The 17,483-nt window shown below is 70.5% G+C and carries 17 protein-coding genes; 5 read left to right on the plus strand and 12 right to left on the minus strand.

What is annotated here, in order from left to right; all coding sequences use genetic code 11:
* The first annotated feature begins 64 nt into the window (after nt 1–64).
* Nucleotides 65–733, plus strand: a complete 669-nt coding sequence (locus tag ACQP2F_RS39085; protein WP_433296707.1) for a metal-dependent transcriptional regulator — start codon at nt 65–67, stop codon at nt 731–733.
* Nucleotides 734–746: 13 nt separating this feature from the next.
* Here the strand turns inward: ACQP2F_RS39085 and ACQP2F_RS39090 are convergent, their stop codons facing one another.
* Nucleotides 747–1,319, minus strand: a complete 573-nt coding sequence (locus ACQP2F_RS39090) for a hypothetical protein (RefSeq protein WP_433296709.1) — start codon at nt 1,317–1,319, stop codon at nt 747–749.
* A 103-nt stretch (nt 1,320–1,422) separates the two neighbouring features.
* On the opposite strand from ACQP2F_RS39090, the gene ACQP2F_RS39095 reads away from it, so the two are divergent.
* The gene (locus ACQP2F_RS39095) at nt 1,423–1,932 is read left to right on the plus strand and encodes a hypothetical protein (RefSeq protein WP_433296711.1); all 510 of its coding nucleotides are present in this window, start codon (nt 1,423–1,425) and stop codon (nt 1,930–1,932) included.
* On the plus strand, nt 1,929–2,831 hold the full coding sequence (locus tag ACQP2F_RS39100; RefSeq protein WP_433296713.1) for an alpha/beta fold hydrolase: 903 nt from the start codon (nt 1,929–1,931) through the stop codon (nt 2,829–2,831). The genes ACQP2F_RS39095 and ACQP2F_RS39100 overlap by 4 nt, the downstream gene beginning before the upstream one ends.
* Before the next feature lie 7 nt (nt 2,832–2,838).
* Here the strand turns inward: ACQP2F_RS39100 and ACQP2F_RS39105 are convergent, their stop codons facing one another.
* From ACQP2F_RS39105 to ACQP2F_RS39135, 7 genes are all read right to left on the minus strand, one after another.
* Nucleotides 2,839–3,249 (minus strand): SRPBCC family protein, encoded by a 411-nt coding sequence (locus ACQP2F_RS39105; protein ID WP_433296715.1) that lies wholly within the window; start codon nt 3,247–3,249, stop codon nt 2,839–2,841.
* A gap of 115 nt (nt 3,250–3,364) precedes the next feature.
* Entirely contained in the window at nt 3,365–3,964 is a 600-nt protein-coding gene (locus tag ACQP2F_RS39110) for a DUF3618 domain-containing protein (protein WP_433296717.1), read from the minus strand.
* Nucleotides 3,940–4,350: a phage holin family protein gene (locus ACQP2F_RS39115; RefSeq protein ID WP_433296719.1), complete on the minus strand. Its 411-nt coding sequence runs from the start codon at nt 4,348–4,350 to the stop codon at nt 3,940–3,942. The genes ACQP2F_RS39110 and ACQP2F_RS39115 overlap by 25 nt, the downstream gene beginning before the upstream one ends.
* Entirely contained in the window at nt 4,347–5,090 is a 744-nt protein-coding gene (locus ACQP2F_RS39120) for a hypothetical protein (protein WP_433296722.1), read from the minus strand. The genes ACQP2F_RS39115 and ACQP2F_RS39120 overlap by 4 nt, the downstream gene beginning before the upstream one ends.
* Before the next feature lie 272 nt (nt 5,091–5,362).
* Nucleotides 5,363–8,257 (minus strand): vitamin B12-dependent ribonucleotide reductase, encoded by a 2,895-nt coding sequence (locus ACQP2F_RS39125; RefSeq protein WP_433296724.1) that lies wholly within the window; start codon nt 8,255–8,257, stop codon nt 5,363–5,365.
* 60 nt (nt 8,258–8,317) lie between these two features.
* Nucleotides 8,318–8,767 carry a transcriptional regulator NrdR gene (nrdR, locus tag ACQP2F_RS39130; RefSeq protein ID WP_433296726.1) on the minus strand — a complete coding sequence of 150 codons (450 nt, stop codon included), beginning with the start codon at nt 8,765–8,767 and terminating at the stop codon, nt 8,318–8,320.
* A 338-nt stretch (nt 8,768–9,105) separates the two neighbouring features.
* Nucleotides 9,106–9,426, minus strand: a complete 321-nt coding sequence (locus ACQP2F_RS39135; RefSeq protein WP_433296728.1) for a LysM peptidoglycan-binding domain-containing protein — start codon at nt 9,424–9,426, stop codon at nt 9,106–9,108.
* A 268-nt stretch (nt 9,427–9,694) separates the two neighbouring features.
* Here ACQP2F_RS39135 and lexA point away from each other — a divergent pair, with 268 nt between their 5' ends.
* A complete protein-coding gene (gene lexA, locus ACQP2F_RS39140; protein ID WP_433296730.1) occupies nt 9,695–10,492 on the plus strand; it encodes a transcriptional repressor LexA in 798 nt (265 codons plus the stop codon).
* A gap of 112 nt (nt 10,493–10,604) precedes the next feature.
* Here lexA and ACQP2F_RS39145 read toward each other — a convergent pair whose 3' ends face one another.
* Entirely contained in the window at nt 10,605–12,524 is a 1,920-nt protein-coding gene (locus ACQP2F_RS39145; RefSeq protein WP_433296732.1) for a proline-rich domain-containing protein, read from the minus strand.
* A gap of 71 nt (nt 12,525–12,595) precedes the next feature.
* Nucleotides 12,596–14,017 carry a GTPase HflX gene (gene hflX, locus ACQP2F_RS39150; RefSeq protein ID WP_433296734.1) on the minus strand — a complete coding sequence of 474 codons (1,422 nt, stop codon included), beginning with the start codon at nt 14,015–14,017 and terminating at the stop codon, nt 12,596–12,598.
* 172 nt (nt 14,018–14,189) lie between these two features.
* On the opposite strand from hflX, the gene ACQP2F_RS39155 reads away from it, so the two are divergent.
* Nucleotides 14,190–15,650, plus strand: coding sequence for an NAD-dependent malic enzyme (locus ACQP2F_RS39155; protein WP_433296736.1), 1,461 nt, complete (start codon nt 14,190–14,192; stop codon nt 15,648–15,650).
* Here the strand turns inward: ACQP2F_RS39155 and dapF are convergent.
* Together dapF and miaA are read right to left on the minus strand one after the other, a co-directional pair.
* Complete coding sequence (gene dapF / locus ACQP2F_RS39160) at nt 15,647–16,480, minus strand: diaminopimelate epimerase (protein WP_433296739.1); 834 nt, start codon at nt 16,478–16,480, stop codon at nt 15,647–15,649. The genes ACQP2F_RS39155 and dapF overlap by 4 nt on opposite strands.
* 8 nt (nt 16,481–16,488) lie before the next feature.
* Nucleotides 16,489–17,418: a tRNA (adenosine(37)-N6)-dimethylallyltransferase MiaA gene (gene miaA, locus ACQP2F_RS39165; RefSeq protein ID WP_433296741.1), complete on the minus strand. Its 930-nt coding sequence runs from the start codon at nt 17,416–17,418 to the stop codon at nt 16,489–16,491.
* Nucleotides 17,419–17,483: the final 65 nt, after the last annotated feature.

Below are 17,483 nucleotides of genomic sequence, written 5' to 3' on the forward strand. Positions count from 1 at the left end.
GGTTAACGAGGTAATATCGCTCCGGGAGGGCCGCACCTTGAATGATCTTGTTGACACCACGGAGATGTATCTCCGGACCATCCTCGAGTTGGAGGAGGAGGGTGTTCCGCCGCTGCGTGCGCGCATTGCCGAGCGGCTGCATCAGAGCGGTCCCACGGTCAGCCAGACGGTCGCGCGGATGGAGCGTGACGGGCTGCTCACCGTCGAGGGTGACCGCCATCTCGTGCTGACGGCGGCCGGCCGGGTCGCCGCCGTGGCGGTCATGCGCAAGCACCGTCTCGCCGAGCTGCTGCTGGTCAACGTGATCGGCATGCCCTACGAGGAGGCCCACGAGGAGGCCTGCCGGTGGGAGCACGTCATGAGCGACTCGGTCGAGCGCAAGGTCTATGAGCTGCTCAACCGGCCGACGCGCTCGCCGTACGGGAATCCGATCCCCGGTCTTGAGGTGCTCGGCATGCCGGACGAGGAGCCGGGCGTGACCAGCACCGCGAGCAACACCGGCGAGCGCAACCTGGCGTTCCCGGGGCTGACCGGCACCGTGGTCGTGCGGCGCATCTGCGAGAGCGTGCAGACCAACGCCGACGTGCTGCGCCAGTTGCACGCGGCCGGCATCGACCCCGGCACCACCGTGACCGTGGCCCAGGAGCGCGACGCCGTCACGATCGACCGCTCGGGCGACAAGATCCGCCTGCCGCGCGAGGTCGCTTCCCGGGTGTTCGTCGCGGCGCACTAACTCCTTCGGCGTATCACCCGGCGGTGGTGTCCATCGCCTTGGCCAGCGTGAGCAGCTTGCCGTTCATCGCGTTGACGTCGGTCGCCTTGGCGTCCTTGGCGAAGGTGAAGCGCAGCGTCTGCAGCTGCTTCGCCTCGCTGAGCCAGCCGATCTCGATGACCGGCCCGTGCCCGGCGCTCGCGGCCGAGTTGAGGCGATAGGCGGCCTTGCCGAGGCCCTTGAGCGTGGTCGCCTTGGCCGGCTTGAGGTCGGAGAGGAACAGCTTGGCGTCGGCCTGGGTGCTCTCCACCACCGAGAGCGCCAGGTCGGGCCACTTCCCGCCGACGGTCTGCACGACGCAGGTCGAGGTGTCGTCGACCTGGTCGGAGGCGGCCACGTCGAAGGCGACGCCGATCTTGGTCTTGATGAAGTCGTAGTTCCACAGGATGCAGGCGCCACCGGCCGAGGCGGCGGGCTGCTCGACCAGAGCGACCGGCGGGAGCGTCTCCTCGGCCTGCGCCTCGGCTTTGTTGTCACACCCGGCCATGGCGCAACCGGCCATGGCGAGGAGCGCGGCGGCGCCGAGCACGACGAAACGCGAACGCACGAGGGGTCCTCCCGAGGGGTTTCGGGGCACACCGTACTTTGCCCGGCGATCGGGCGAAAGGCCCCTCTTTGCTTGACGGCCGGTGTCAAGTAGCATGACGACCGTGAGTGACCTCGTCGAGCAGATCGTCCGGCTGCTCGACATCCGCCTCCTCGACCCGCTCGAGGTCCTGCTCGAGGGCGACGACGCGGTGGAGGCGCTGCGCCGGCTGGTGCGGCTGCGCGCCCGCCGATGGGCCGACGTCATGCGGCACGGGGACGACCGGGCGGCCACGCTGACGGCCGCGCGGTTGATCGCCACCGTCTATCCGGGCGATCGCGCCTTCGATCCGCCGGCCGAGTGGTGGGGCACGCCGCTCGGCCAGGTCGTCGCCGTTCGCGCTGGCCATCCGGGGGCGGAGTCGGTTTCCTACGCCACCGCCGGGGCGATGCTCGGCATCAGCCGGCAAGGCGTGCACGACCTGGTCAAACGCGGCCGTCTGCCGCGGCATCCGGACGGGGGCGTGCCGTCCGCAGCCGTACGCGATCGGCTCCGCGCCCGTGTCGGCAACGACTCCGCCGGCTCGGGCGGCGGCTTTGGTGAAGAGCGCCATGAACCCGAGGAGAAACCGTGATCAACGACCGCCTGATCGACGCCGGGGAGCTGCCCATCGCGGTCCGCGACTTCGGCGGTGACCAGCCACCGATGCTGCTGCTGCACGGCGCCGGCGGCAACCTCGCCCAGATGACCACGCTGGCGAGGGCCCTGCGCCCGAACCACCGCGTCATCACCGTGGACCTGCGCGGGCACGGCCGTTCCGGCGACGGCGCCTGGACCTGGGATGCCGCGCTCGGCGATCTGGCGGCCGTCTGCGTCCAGATGGAGGTCGAACGCCCCTCCGTGGTCGGCCACTCGCTCGGCGGCATGCTGGCCGCGCTCTGGGGCCAGCGTCACCCCGAGTCGCCGGGCGTGGTCAGCCTCGACGGCAACCCGCCGCCCACCAAGCCCGAGCACCTGCCCGGCCTCGACCCGGAGAAGGCTACGGCCGAGCTCGCCCGTCTCCACGCGATCTTCGACCAGCTCGAGGCGATGGCGGGCCAGGTCATCCCCGCCGACCAGCTGCCCGACCTGGTCGAGCGCCAGCAGATGGCGGCGCGCGACATGGGCGCGAACGAGAAGGTCTGGATCGAGGGCTTCCGGCGCAACCTGGTGCATGCGAACGGCGAGACCTCGACTCGCCCCTCCGCGGAGACCACCTCCCAGCTCCGTACGCTCATGAACACGCTCGACCTCGGACCGGTCTACGCCTCGACGACGTGCCCGGAGCTGGTCGTGCTGGCCACGCGCGACCTGCCCGAGCAGGCACCGTTCGCCGAGCTCTACGCCGCGCACCGGCGGTACCTGGTCGACCAGGTCTCGGCGGCGTCCCACCCGCGATACCTCTCGCTCGCGGACGCGTCGCACGCCATGGTGATCGAGCAGCCCACCGTCCTGGCTGGACTGATCACCGATTTCCTCGGCGGGGGTCGCTGACCTTGGCTCAGCTTCCGGACAAATAGTCTGGTAGGCGCGCGAGGCAGCTCTCCCAGCCGGCGCGATACATCTCCGCGGTGGCGGCGTCGACCCGGTCGTGCACGACGACCAGATCGGTGCCGTCGCCGGCCGGGCTCAGCTCGATGGTCACCCGGCTGTCCCGATCGTCGCCCTGCCACCGCCACGACTGCACGATCCGCCGTGGTCGGTCGAGCTCGCGATACTCCCCCGAGAAGCCCATGCCGTCGGCCGCAATACCGAATCGGCCGCCGACGACCGGATCGGACTCGACGGCGGGATGCACAGACGGTGGCCAATACCAGGCCTGAAGCGCCGGGGCCTCGGTGAGGGCCGCCCAGACGCGCTCCGGAGGCGCCTCGAGATGCGCCTTGATCACTGCCGATTCGTTGTGGTCCATGCGCCACACCTTGCCACCGCGGGCCGATCTCTGCGTACCCCTGTGGATAACACCGGCCTTCGGCAGGAACCGAAACGTCCCCCGGCGCACTCGCCGGGGGACGTCGGTTGCGCGGTCAGGCGTTCCGGGCCGCTTCCTGCGTCTCCTGCTTGACGTCCTGCGCCGACGACTGCGCCTGCTGCTTGGTCGTCTGCGCGGCGTCCTGGGCGGTCGACTTCACCTCGTCCACGGCCTGCCGGGCCGAGCCCGCCAGGTCGTCCTTGACCTCGGACGCGACATCCTTGAGCTGGTCGGTCAGCTCGCCGCTGCGGTCCTTGATCTCCTCGCCCACGCGGCGCTCGGCCTCGGTGACCGGCATCAGCGTGGCGGCGAGTATACCCACCCCGAACGCGATGATGCCGGCGGCCAACGGGTTGCCCTGCGCCTGCGAGGCGACGGCCTGCGGCGCGGACCGGACCGCGTCGGCGGCGTCGTGCGCCTTCTCCTGTACGGTGCTCGCCGCGGACGACGCCGTGTCGCCGACCGCGCTCGCCTTCTCGCTCACGGCGTGCCGGCCGTGCTCAGCACTTCCCATGACCTTCTCCTGGATCGCGGTCCAGCGGCGACGCGCCACCTGCTTGGGACTCGTCTTCTCGGCCAGCCGGTCCACATCGCGCGTCAGGCTGGCTCGGGTGCTCTCGATGTTCTGCCTCAGCCGGTCGGGTTCTTCAGCCATTGGGCGTCCTCCTTAATCGTGTCAACCGTCCGCCGCGGAACGGGGTCCACCGTCTTGAGCCTCTTGCGGCCGGCGGCGTAGAGCACCGCGCCGATGATCGCCCAGATGACGGCGACGATGAGCGCCGCCCATCCGGCGTCCATGACGTTCGCCAGGCCGAAGACCAGGGCGAAGCTGAGCAGCACCACGGCGAGGTAACCGGCGAACCCGGCGCCGCCGAGCATGCCCGCGGCCTTGCCGGCCTTGGTCGCCTCCTGCTTGAGCTCGACCTTGGCCAGCTCGACCTCTTGGCGGAACAGCTGCGAAAGATCGTTGCTGATGTCGCCGATCATCTCGCCGATCGACGTCTCGGCCACCGGGTCGGTGCGGTCGCTGGGGGCGGTCATCGCCGCGTCTCCGGCGGGAACTCCTCGACCACCAGAGGCTGACCGGTGCCGGTCGCCGCGTATTCGGTCCCGGTGGTCTCCGGATAGGCCGTCGTCGTCGTGACGGTCGGCTCGGTGTAGGACGGCGGCTCGGTGTAGACCGGCGGCTCGGTGTAGACCGGCGGGGTCACCGGCGGCTGGCTGGCCGTGGCCGGCGTGTAGGTGCTGGAGAACGAGTCGCCCGTGGGCTTGTCGGACGAGCCGGCCTTGGCCACGCCCTTGCCCAGGCGACCGACCACGAAGCCGGCCGCGAGCGCCGTCGCCAGGAACGCGCCCGGACGGCGGCGGGCGAAGTCCTGCACCTCGCGCAGCACCCCCTCGGGGCCGTTGCGGTCCAGGTAGTCCGCCAGCTGACGGCCGCCGTCGGCGACCCGGGAGACGACCGTGGCGGCCGGCGAGTCGCTGCGGTCGCCGCGCATCTCGTCCAGCTGGTCGGCGGTCTGCCGGATCGTTCCGGAAAGCTTGTCGTTCTGGGCGCGGGCCTGCTGCGTCAGCGTGTCCCGCACGTCGCCGGCCAGGCTGCGGGCCTGGGCCTTCGCCTCGGCGCCGACGCGCTGGGCCTGCTCGGCCGCGGTCTGCTTGACGTCCGTCGCCGCCTGACCGGCCGCCTGAGCGCCGCGCCCGGCGACCTCCTTGGCCGTGGACGACGCACCTGAAGAGGATCTGTCCGGCGTGTTGACGCCGGTCGGTAGGTCGGACACGTTGCCTCCTACGTGAGTGGTTATTCCGGCTTCGACATCCCCCGTCGACAGCCGTCTAATCCACTTCCGACCGGTTGTCCGTGATCCTTTCGGCGTAACGTGCCAATTGATACTTAACGCAGGGCAAGCATCGAGTTTCGTCGTTCAGAACGAGGGTAACCAGGGCATTCCACCACGGTGGTCAACCGAGGAATTGATCGCTCGCCATTCTTGATCGCATAAAGAAGAGCCCCCGGACCATTACGGTCCGAGGGCCCTTTCGATCTGAGGAATTAACTGCAGCCGGAGGTGGAGCCGCAGCCCTCGCAGACGTAGCAGCTTCCGGCGCGCCGCATCTTGGTGCCGCAGGTGAAGCACAGGGGCGCGTCGGCCGCCTGGCCCATGACGACCTCGAGCAGCTCGGTCGACGAGCCGATCGACACCGTCGCCGGCTTCTGCGGCTCGGCCACCGGGGCCGGCGCGTCCGACGTGGCCGCGCCCACCGGAGCCGACACCGGCGCCGAGACCGCCATGCCGGCGAGATCAGCCGACGCCGCCGCGGCCTCGGCCGCCGCCTCGGCCTGGACCTGGGCGGCACGCTCCTTGGCCGTGAAGATGCCGAGCTCGGCCCGGGTCTCGTACGGCAGGAAGTCGAGCGCCAGCCGCCGGAAGATGTAGTCCATCACCGAGGCCGCCATGCGGACGTCCGGGTCGTCGGTCATGCCGGCCGGCTCGAAGCGCATGTTGGTGAACTTGCCGACGTAGGTCTCGAGCGGGACGCCGTACTGCAGCCCTATCGAGATCGCCACCGAGAACGCGTCCATGACGCCGGCCAGGGTCGAGCCCTGCTTCGACATCTTGAGGAAGACCTCGCCGAGGCCGTCGTCGGGGTAGGACGACGCGGTGAGGTAGCCCTCGGCGCCGCCGACCGAGAACGACACCGTCTCCGACGGGCGCTTCTTCGGCAGCCGCTTGCGGACCGGGCGGTACTCGACGACCTTCTCCACGACCTTCTCGACCTCGGCCGCGGGTGCGGTCTCGGCGACGGCCTTCTTCGACGACGACCCGGCGGCCGAGAGCGGCTGACCCACCTTGCAGTTGTCGCGGTAGATCGCCAGCGCCTTGAGGCCGAGCTTCCAGCCCTGGTAGTGAATGTTCTCGATCTCCTCGATGGTCGCCGTCTCCGGCATGTTGACCGTCTTCGAGATGGCGCCCGAGATGAACGGCTGGACGGCCGCCATCATCCGCACGTGGCCCATCGGCGCGATCGCCCGCTCGCCCATGGCGCAGTCGAAGACCGCGTAGTGCTCCGGCTTGAGACCGGGGGCGTCGATGACGTTGCCGTGCTCGGAGATGTGCTCGACGATCGCCTCGACCTGCTCCTCGGGGTAGCCGAGGCTGCGCAGCGCGCGCGGCACGGTCTGGTTGACGATCTGCATCGAGCCGCCGCCGACCAGCTTCTTGAACTTGACCAGGGCCAGGTCGGGCTCGATGCCGGTGGTGTCGCAGTCCATCATCAGGCCGATGGTGCCGGTCGGCGCGAGCACCGACGCCTGGGCGTTGCGCCAGCCGTTCTTCTCACCGATCTTGAGGCCGGACTGCCACTGCTTGGTGGCCTCGCGGGTGATCTCGGTGGCGACGATGTTCGACGAGCGGATCTCGTCGTTGGCGGCGGCGTGCTTGCGCATGACCCGCTTGTGCGCCTCGGCGTTGCGGGCGTAGCCCTCGTACGGGCCGACGACGCCGGCGATCTCGGCCGAGCGGCGGTACGCGGTGCCGGTCATCAGCGAGGTGATGGCGGCGGCGACGCTGCGGCCGGCCTCCGAGTCGTACGGCAGGCCCGACGCCATCAACAGCGCGCCGATGTTCGCGTAGCCGATGCCGAGCTGGCGGTAGGCGCGGGTGGTGATCCCGATCTTCTCGGTCGGGAAGTCGGCGAAGGCGATCGAGATCTCCATCGCGGTGATGATGAACTCGACGCTCTTGACGAACTTCTCCACCTCGAAGCCGCCGTCGGCCTTGAGGAACTTCATCAGGTTCAGCGAGGCCAGGTTGCAGGACGAGTCGTCCAGCGACATGTACTCCGAGCACGGGTTGGACGCGGTGATCCGGCCGGTCTCGGGGTTCGTGTGCCAGTCGTTGATGGTGTCGTCGTACTGCATACCGGGGTCGGCGCACTCCCACGCCGCCTGGGCGATGCCGCGGAACAGCTTCCGGGCGTCGACCCGCTCGATCTCCTCGCCGTCCAGGCGGCCGCGGAGCGCGAAGTCGGTGCCCTCCTCGTACGCCCGCATGAACTCGTCGGAGACGCGCACCGAGTTGTTGGCGTTCTGGTACTGCACCGAGACGATGTCGGCGCCGCCGAGGTCCATGTCGAAGCCGGCGTCCCGCAGCGCGCGGATCTTGTTCTCCTCGCGCGCCTTGGTGAAGACGAACTCCTCGATGTCCGGGTGGTCGACGTCGAGGATGACCATCTTGGCCGCCCGGCGGGTCGCGCCGCCGGACTTGATCGTCCCGGCGCTCGCGTCGGCGCCGCGCATGAAGCTCACCGGTCCGCTGGCGGTCCCCCCGGACGACAGCAGTTCCTTGGACGAGCGGATGCGGGACAGGTTGACGCCGGAGCCGGAGCCGCCCTTGAAGATCAGCCCCTCCTCCTTGTACCAGTCCAGGATGGAGTCCATCGAGTCGTCGACCGAGAGGATGAAGCAGGCGCTGACCTGCTGCGGCGACTTGGTGCCGACGTTGAACCACACCGGCGAGTTGAAGCTGAACACCTGGTGCAGCAGCATCCAGGTCAGCTCTTGGTCGAACAGCTCGGCGTCGGCCTTGGTGGCGAAGTAGCCGTGCTTCTCGCCGGCCTTGCGGTACGTCGAGACGACGCGGTCGATGAGCTGCTTGAGCGACCACTCCCGCTCCGGGGTGCCCACCGCGCCGCGGAAGTACTTGGTGGTGACGATGTTCGCCGCGTTCACGCTCCAGAACGCGGGAAACTCGACGCCCTTCTGCTCGAAGTTGATCGAGCCGTCCCGCCAGTTCGTCATGACGACGTCGCGGCGCTCCCACTCGACCTCGTCGTACGGGTGGACGCCCTCGGTCGTCCAGACCCGCTCGACCCGCAGCCCCCCGGCGGCCGCGCTGCCGTTCGCACGACTGCGCTGCCGCCCTGCTGTGATGCCGTCCCCGGCCATACTGCTCCCCCTCGTCGGTACTGCTTCCGTCACTCGCGCTCAGTCACTTGTCGAGCATCGTCACTTGTTGGCATCGCGCAGCTCTGCGATCTCCTTCTCGAACTCGTCGAGCGAGTCGAAGGACTTGTAGACGCTGGCGAACCGGAGATAAGCCACCTGGTCGAGCTCCCGCAACGGGGTGAGGATCGCCAGCCCCACCTCGTGACTCGGGATCTCGGCCGCGCCCCGGGCCCGGACGGTGTCCTCGACGCGTTGCGCAAGCTTCGCGATCGAGTCCTCGTCGACGGGCCGGCCCTGGCAGGCCTTGCGGACCCCACTCATGATCTTCGTCCGGCTGAAGGGCTCGGTGACGCCGCTGCGTTTCACGACGGCCAGAACCGCTTCCTCGACCGTGGTGAACCGCTTGCCGCACTCGGGGCACGAGCGCCGGCGACGGATCAACGCGCCGTCGTCGGCCTCACGCGAGTCGACCACGCGTGAGTCGGCGTGGCGACAGTACGGGCAGCGCACCGCGATCTCCCTCCGGGACCCTCCCCCAGGCTTCTCCGGGCACGCCGAAACGCGGCGACGCGATGGTCACTGCCAGCGCGACGCCGTGACGGCCTGTGGATAACCGGGGAGGTGAAACCCCAACCAGTGGATGACTTACACCCTTGTAACTACTAGATGTTGGGGTAGACGCTATTCCTCGGCGGACGCGGACGCAAGCTCAGCGGCGCGGCGACGCGCCGTATTTTCCGACTCAACACGTGCGGTGTACCGGCGGTTACCGAACGCCGCCCTTCGCACCGTTCTCGCAAGATCAACGCGCCGCCGGGCGCGCGATCACGGCACCGGCGGGGGACAGATCAGGGGCGCGGGAGGACCAGCACCTGGCCGGCCTGGACGTCGTTGCCGGGCAGATGGTTGAGCTCGCGGATCTCGGCCACCCGGGCCCAGCCGTCGCGACGGGACGAGCTCGCGGCGGCGATGTCCCACAACGTCTGGCCGGACCGGACAGTGATGGTAGGCGCCGGCGCGGAGGAGTCGTCGGACGCCCGCGACGCCGTGGTGAACAACACGGCGCTCGCCACCGAGGCGACCAGGACGAGCAGCCCGAGCACGACCGCCCGGCCCCGGCGAGTCAGGCGCAGCGGCGGCTCGGAGGGCCGAATCGAGTGCGCGACCATGACATGTCCCCCCAAGATCCACAGTTAGGACGCCTGTTCGATAGAACGCCCGTACGACGGTCTACCAGAACACACGTACGGAAGTCGAGCACTTGCGGGCGACACGCCGACGCGAATGTCGTACAGATGTTTGAATATGTCGCACCCCGGCACTACGGTTTCCCGACAAGAGGGGTCAGCCGGGCGAACGCCATCCCCACGACGTTGCGCCCCGGCTCCGCGAGCGCACCACGTGCCGACGAGGCACTGGCCGACAGGGAGGGCGGACGTGTCGACCGACGACCGGACGAGCCGGCATCAAGAGCAGATCTCCAAACCGGACACGGCGCCGACGGCATTGCGCCGCCGCAGCACGCCGGGCCGGGCGCGGGCCGGTAACGAGGCGCCGCAGCTGCGGTCGGTCACGCCCGTGGTCAGCCACTTCCCCGACCTGGTGACCGCCGACCTCACGGCCCGTCAGCGGCGCATCCTCGAGTTCATCCGCGACTGGGTGGAGCGCTACGGCTACCCGCCGAGCGTCCGCGAGATCGGCGAGGCGGTCGGCCTGGTCTCGCCGTCCAGCGTGGCCTATCAGCTGAAGGCGCTGGAGACCAAGGGCTTCCTGCGCCGCGACCCGAACCGCCCGCGCGCCGTCGACGTGCGCGCGCCCAGCGAGATGGTGGACGACGAGACGCTGCGCAGCGCGCGTCCGCAGCCGGCCTACGTCCCGCTGGTCGGCCGCATCGCCGCCGGCGGCCCGATCCTGGCCGAGCAGGCCGTCGAGGAGTTCTTCCCGCTGCCGCGCGAGCTGGTCGGCGAGGGCGAGGTCTTCATGCTCGAGGTCAAGGGCGACTCGATGATCGACGCCGCGATCTGCAACGGCGACTGGGTCGTGGTACGCCAGCAGCCCACCGCGAACGCGGGCGACATCGTGGCCGCCATGATCGATGGCGAGGCCACGGTGAAGAGCTACCGCCAGCGTGACGGCCACGTCTGGCTCATGCCGGCCAACCCGGCCTTCGACCCGATCCCCGGCGACGACGCCACGATCATGGGACGGGTGGTCGCGGTCCTGCGCCGGGTGTAGACGAAGCGAGGCCGGTCGCTCCGGGAAGGTGCGACCGGCTGCGCAGACCGGATCGGCGCAGACCGGATCGGCGCAGACCGGATCGGCGCAGACCGGATCGGCGCAGACGGGATCAGCGGCGATAGCCCGGGTTGTCGAAGCGGCCCTCAGGGCGGGCATTGCGGTCCGCGTAGCCGTCGCGGGCACCCGGCTGGCCGTAGACGCCGCGCTGGCCGCCGCCCTGCGCGCCACGCGGCTGGCCGCCCTGCGGCGGACGCTGCGGGCGCTGGCCCTGCTGCGGACCGCGAGGCTGACCGTATGGCTGGCCACCGCCATCGCGGCCACCGCCATCGCGGCCACCGCCATCACGGGCACCGCCATCGCGCCCGCCGTAGACTCCGTCGCGGCCGCCCGGCTGCGGGCCACGCGGAGGCTGGCCCTGGGGTGCACGCGCGGGCTCGCCCTGCGGACCACGCGGCGGCTGGCCCTGGGGTGCACGCGCGGGCTCGCCCTGCGGACCACGCGGCGGCTGGCCTTGCGGACCACGCGCGGGCTCGCCCTGCGGACCACGCGGCGGCTGGCCCTGCGGCCCACGCGGCGGCTGGCCTTGCGGACCACGCGCGGGCTGGCCTTGCGGACCACGGGCGGGCTGGCCACCCTGCGGCGGACGGCCGTACTGCGGACCGCCGCCACCCTGACCACCGCTGCCGTAGACCGGGCCGGAACCGCCTCGCTGCGGGCCGCCACCCGGCTGACCGCCGCCGCTGCCATAGACCGGGCCGCCGCCCGGGCGGGGGCCGCCGGCCGGGCCGGAGCGAGCGCCGCCGTAGACGCCGGCGCCGGCCCCGGCGCGCTGCTGCTGCGGTGCGCCGCCGACGCCGATCAGCTCGGTCTCGGGATCGCCGGGCTCGTCGTCGTCGAACCGGTCCGCCGGCAGCGGGTTGAGCGCGATCCGCTTGCGGTGCCGGGCGATGCCGAGCACGCCCACGCCGACCAGGATCAGGCCGACCAGCCCGATCGCGCCCACCGCGTACGTGATCTGGTCGATGGTCAGGTCCGAATACCAGTGGTCGCCGGCGCCGGTCGAGCTGGACGAGCCCTTCTTCGCGACGGCGATCTCGGTCGACGGCACGTACGAGAGGATGTAGTTGGCCGCGTCATGGTCGCCGCTCATGTCGGAGACTGTGTAGAAGAGCTTGCCGTCGGCGCTGTAGGTGATCGACTCGCCGAGCGTCTCGTTGGGCAGGCCGGTGATCCGCGGCTTGCCCTTGATTGCGGCCAGCACGTCGCCGTTGGTGACGTCCCATTCCATCGCGTCGGTGTACGTGCGCAGCACGACCTTGGAGCCGTCGGCCGACATCGCGGCGCCGTCGATGGTCTGGTTGCCGATGCGGGCGAACGGGTTTCCGGCGGTCTCGGTCTTCGACACGGTGAGCGTGCCGACCTTCTTCAGCGGGACGCCCTCTTCGCTGCTGGCCTTGAGGGCCGCGGTCGGCTCGTAGAGCCCGGCCGCCGTGCCGATCTCCTTGGTGATGATCAGCGGCGTGTTCTGCCCGGTGATCAGCAGCGCCTCGGCGTCGTGGTAGTCGCCCTCGGGGTACTTCATGCGGTAGAGGACCGGCTTCTTCGACCCGTCGAGCGGCATCTTCCACACGCCGATCGAGGGCCGGCGGGTGCCGTCGTCCTTGTCGAAGTTGTTGTCGCCGATGTCGGCGATCCACAGCGTCTTGCCGTCCGGCGCCAGGATCATGTCCTCGGGGTCGCGCGGCGTCCCCCCGAACGACTTCGTGTCGACGATCTTGCACTTGCTGTCGAGGAAGAAGATCTTGCGGTGGCTGTCCGTGTTGGTGCTGTCGTTGACGACGACGAAGCCGTCCTGGGTGGCGACCATCCCGGAGAGCTCGTCGAGCTTGGGGTCGGTCACCTTGCAGACCTTCTTGCCCGCCGTCGCCTTGACGCTGACGGTGGGTGCCGGATCATCCGCAAACGCACTGGACGGACCGACCATCACCAGGCCCAGGGCCGCGATAGCCGGAAACACGAGACGCCGCATCCGATCAGTGTCGCATGCGGCGTCTCGAAGCGGTGTTTCGCTCTGATCACCCCGGGGCGGCGCGCCCACGCTCAGTCGCGGTACGACTCCAGCTCGGCGGCGAGCTGCTCGCCGACCCGGACCTGGAGCTCCGTCCCGTCGTCCGTGTAGCGGGTGTTGAGCACCTGACCGGACCGGTGGATCCGGGCGACCAGGTCGCCCCGGTCGTACGGAAGCAGGACCCGCAGGTCCACGGCCGGGCGCGGCAGCCGCTGGGCGATGGCCGCGTGCAGGTCGGCGATGCCGGCGCCGCTGCGGGCCGACACGAAGACCGCGTCCGGCCAGGTGCGCTTGAGCCGCAGCAGGCTCTCCTCGTCGGCCGCGTCCACCTTGTTGATGACCAGCAGCTCCGGGATGCGGTCGGCGCCCACCTCGCCCAGCACCTCGCGCACGGCGCTGACCTGGCCCTCGGGGTCGGGGTGCGCGCCGTCGACCACGTGCACGACCAGATCGGCCTCGGCCACCTCCTCGAGCGTCGAGCGGAACGCCTCGACGATCTGGTGTGGCAGGTGCCGGACGAACCCGACCGTGTCGGAGAGCGTGAAGACACGCCCGTCCTCGGCCGCGGTGCGCCGGGTGGTCGGGTCGAGGGTGGCGAACAACGCGTTCTCCACCAGCACGCCGGCCTGGGTCAGCCGGTTGAGCAGGCTGGACTTGCCGGCGTTGGTGTAACCGGCGATGGCGACGGCGGGAACGCCGCTCGCCTGCCGTCGCGAGCGCTTGGTCTGCCGTACGGTGCGCATCGCCTTGATCTCCCGGCGAAGGCGCGCGATGCGCTGGTTGATCCGGCGCCGGTCGGTCTCGAGCTTGGTCTCACCGGGACCGCGCAGGCCCACGCCGCCGCCGGCACCGCCACCACGGCCGGAGCCACCGCTCTGCCGGGACAGCGTCTCGCCCCAGCCACGCAGGCGGGGCAGCAGGTACTGCAGCTGGGCCAGCTCGACCTGGGCCTTGCCCTCTTTGCTCTTCGCGTGCTGGGCGAAGATGTCGAGGATCAGCGCCGTCCGGTCGACGACCTTGACCTTGGTCTGCTGCTCGAGGTTGCGCAGCTGGGACGGGGACAGCTCGCCGTCGCAGATCACCGTGTCGGCGCCGGACGAGACGACCACGTCGCGCAGCTCGTCGACCTTGCCCCGGCCGATGAAGGTGGCCGCGTCGGGCCGCGAGCGCCGCTGGATGAGGCCCTCGAGGACCTGGGAGCCGGCCGTCTCGGCCAGCGCCGCCAGCTCGGTCAGCGAATTCTCCGCGTCCGCGATGGTGCCCTCGGTCCAGACGCCGACCAGGACGACCCGCTCGAGCCGCAGCTGCCGGTACTCGACCTCGGTGATGTCGGTGAGCTCGGTGGAGAGCCCGGCGACGCGCCGCAGCGAATGCCGCTCCTCGAGCTCGAGCTCGCCGGTGGTGGGGTCCGCCTCGAGCTCGTCGAGGACGGGTGCCTGGTAAGTGTTTCGCAAAAAAGTGACCTCCTGGCCCGATCGTGGCACGTCCCAGGTGCGGGCGCATCTACTTATCAGGGCCGTCAGTTGACAGGGAGTGTCCGACTCATCAGTAACCACCGGATTGGAACCCGTTATTCCGGGAGAGCAACAATGCGGTGAACCCCATGCCAGATCCGGAGGACACACCGTGGTGACCACCCGCCTGCCGAGCGCAGGATTCTCGATCACGATCCGCATCGCCGTTACCGCGGACGCCTCGTCGATCGGCCGCCTCACGACCTGCGTCGGGGAGGCCGGCGCGATCGTGACGGCGCTTGACGTCGTCGACTCGGACCCGACCAGCGTGCTGGTCGACCTCACCTGCGACACCGCCGACTCGAGCCACGCCGACCAGGTGGTCAAGACCCTCGAGGAGCTGGACGGGGTCGACGTCCGCAAGGTCTCGGACCGGACGTTCCTGCTGCACCTCGGCGGCAAGATCGAGGTCAGCTCCAAGGTCGCGCTGCGCAACCGGGACGAGCTGTCCCGGGCCTACACGCCGGGCGTGGCGCGGGTCTGCATGGCGATCGCCGAGAACCCGGCCGACGCCCGCCGGCTGACCATCAAGCGCAACACGGTGGCCGTGGTCAGCGACGGCTCGGCGGTGCTCGGCCTGGGCAACATCGGACCGGCGGCGGCGATGCCGGTGATGGAGGGCAAGGCGGCGCTGTTCAAGCGCTTCGGCGGGGTGGACGCGTGGCCGGTCGTGCTCGACACGCAGGACACCGACGAGATCGTCCGGATCGTGAAGGCGATCGCCCCCGCGTACGGCGGCATCAACCTCGAGGACATCGCCGCGCCGCGCTGCTTCGAGATCGAGGAGCGGCTGCGCGAGCAGCTGGACATCCCGGTCTTCCACGACGACCAGCACGGCACGGCGATCTGCGTGCTGGCCGCGCTCACCAACGCGCTGCGGGTGGTGGGCAAGCGGATGGAGGACGTGCGGGTGGTGGTCTCCGGCGCGGGCGCCGCGGGCACGGCGATCATGAAGCTGCTGCTGCGGCAGGGCGTGGGCGACATCATCGCGTACGACCGGAAGGGTGCCCTGCATCGTGGCATGCCCGATCTGACGCCGACATGGCACTGGCTCGCCCAGAACACGAACCGGTACAACTACTCCGGGAATCTCCCCGGCGCGATCGAGGGCGCCGACGTCTTCATCGGGGTGAGCGCGCCCAATCTGCTCACCGGCGCCGACATCGCCAAGATGGCCGACAAGTCGATCGTCTTCGCGCTGGCCAACCCCGACCCCGAGGTCGACCCGCGGGAGGCCCGCCAGCACGCCGCGGTGGTCGCCACCGGCCGCTCGGACCAGCCCAACCAGATCAACAACGTGCTCGCCTTCCCCGGCGTCTTCCGCGGCATGCTCGACGTCAGCGCCGAGGGGTTCACCGAGGAGATGGCGCTGGCCGCGGCCCGGGCGATCGCCGACGTGGTGGGCGAAGACAAGATCAACCCGACGTTCATCATCCCGAGCGTCTTCGACCAGCGGGTGACGCCGGCGGTGGCCTCGGCGATCCGGGCGGCCGTGAAGGGCGGCGCGGCACCGCACAACGCGGCCGCGATGCCCGAGGCCGAGCTGGACGAGGCGCCGGAGGAGACCTTCTAGCCGAGGAGCTCGCCCTTGGCCACCAGCACCGCGGGGCCGGCCAGCCACCAGCGGCCGGCCTCGTCGTGGGTGACGGTGAGCCGGCCGCCGAGGACGTCGACGGCGACCACGCCGGTCGCCAGGCCGGCGTCGCGCAGGGCGGCGGCCCCGACCGCGAGCGCGCCCGATCCGCAGGAGAGCGTCTCGCCCGAGCCGCGCTCGTGGACCCGCATGGATACGTGCAGGTCGGCGCCCTCGACCGGGTCGCCGGGCACCACGAACTCGACGTTGACGCCCTGGCCGAACAGGCCCTGGTCGAAACCGGGCGCGGCGGTGAGGTCGAGCGAGGACAGGTCGAGGCCGTCGTGCACGCCGCAGACCAGGTGCGGGTTGCCGCAGTCGACGGCCACACCGGGGAAGGTCAGGGGTCCCACGGTCGCGGTGCTCGCCGCGTACACCCGGGGGCTCCGCATGTGCACCCGGATGGAGTCGCCCTCGACCACCGCGACCACGACGCCGGCCCGCGTGGCCACCGGCAGGCCCTCGGCGCCGGGCGTGGCCAGTCCGTTCGCCACCAGGAAGCGGGCGAAGACGCGCACGCCGTTCCCGCACATCTCGGCGACCGAGCCGTCGCTGTTGCGGTAATCCATGAACCACTCGGCGTCGGCCGCGAACGCGACACCGTCCGGGTCCTTGGCCGCGCGCACCACCCGCAGGACGCCGTCGGCGCCGATCCCGAAGCGGCGGTCACACAGCTCCGCCACCCGCGACGGCGTGAGCGAGAGGACGCCGTCCGGGTCCGAGATGATCACGAAGTCGTTGCCGGTGCCATGGCCCTTGGTGAAAAACACGCGTCCCATCATTCCGTACGCGCGAGGGCGTCCGCCACGAGTGTGTCCGACGCCCCGTCCAGCCAGTGGATCGCCGGATCGCGCCGGAACCAGGACCGCTGCCGCCGCACGAACCGCCGGGTGCCCTGGGCCGTCTCGGCCTTCGCCTGCTCCTCGGTCAGCTCGCCGTCGATCTGCGCGATCGCCTGCTGGTAGCCCAGCGCCCGGCTCGCCGTCCGCCCGTCGCGCAGGCCCAGCGGCAGCAGGCCGCGGACCTCGTCGACCATCCCGTTCGCCCACATCAGGTCGACCCGCCGCCCGATCCGCTCGTCCAGCGCGGCCGGCTCCCGGTCGACGCCGATCTGCACCGACGCGTAGTGCGGGGTCGGCGCCGGCAGCGAGGCGGTGAAGGGCCGGCCGGTCAGCTCGATCACCTCGAGCGCGCGCACGATCCGCCGCCCGTTCGAGGGAAGGATCTTCTCGGCCGCCGCCGGGTCCCATCCGCGCAGGCGGGCGAACAGCGGCGCGGGCCCGTCCGCGGCCAGCTCGGCCTCGAGCCGTGCCCGGATGCCGGGATCGGTGCCGGGAAACTCGAACTCCTCCAGCACGGCCCGGACGTACAGTCCCGAACCACCCACCAGCAACGGCACCCGGCCCCGGGCGAGGATGTCGTCGATCGCGGCCCGGGCCAGCGCCTGGTACTCGGCGACCGCCGCCGGCACCGTGACGTCCCAGATGTCGAGCAGATGGTGCGGAACGCCGGCGCGCTCGTCGGCGGTCAGTTTGGCGGTGCCGACGTCCATCCCTCGGTACAGCTGCATGGAGTCGGCGTTGACCACCTCGCCGCCCAGCTCATGGGCGAGAGCGATGCTCAGGGCGGACTTTCCCGCGGCGGTCGGGCCCACGATGGTGATCACACGCGGGACCAATGGGAACGGCACGGAGCAACCGTAGGACAAGGTTGTGTCACGGTCATCGGCGGGCGCTTCCCCATAACCGGGTTGGACCTGTGACAATGCGCGAG

Source organism: Actinoplanes sp. CA-030573 (assembly GCF_050951115.1).
In the GTDB taxonomy this organism is placed as follows: domain Bacteria; phylum Actinomycetota; class Actinomycetes; order Mycobacteriales; family Micromonosporaceae; genus Actinoplanes.

Coding starts and splice junctions, on each gene's coding strand:
- ACQP2F_RS39110 (WP_433296717.1), bottom strand. CDS start 3,964: ATGGCTGAAGAACCCGACCGGCTGAGGCAGAACATCGAGAGCACCCGA.
- ACQP2F_RS39085 (WP_433296707.1), top strand. CDS start 65: ATGTATCTCCGGACCATCCTCGAGTTGGAGGAGGAGGGTGTTCCGCCG.
- ACQP2F_RS39125 (WP_433296724.1), bottom strand. CDS start 8,257: ATGGCCGGGGACGGCATCACAGCAGGGCGGCAGCGCAGTCGTGCGAAC.
- ACQP2F_RS39115 (WP_433296719.1), bottom strand. CDS start 4,350: ATGACCGCCCCCAGCGACCGCACCGACCCGGTGGCCGAGACGTCGATC.
- ACQP2F_RS39105 (WP_433296715.1), bottom strand. CDS start 3,249: ATGGACCACAACGAATCGGCAGTGATCAAGGCGCATCTCGAGGCGCCT.
- ACQP2F_RS39135 (WP_433296728.1), bottom strand. CDS start 9,426: ATGGTCGCGCACTCGATTCGGCCCTCCGAGCCGCCGCTGCGCCTGACT.
- ACQP2F_RS39145 (WP_433296732.1), bottom strand. CDS start 12,524: ATGCGGCGTCTCGTGTTTCCGGCTATCGCGGCCCTGGGCCTGGTGATG.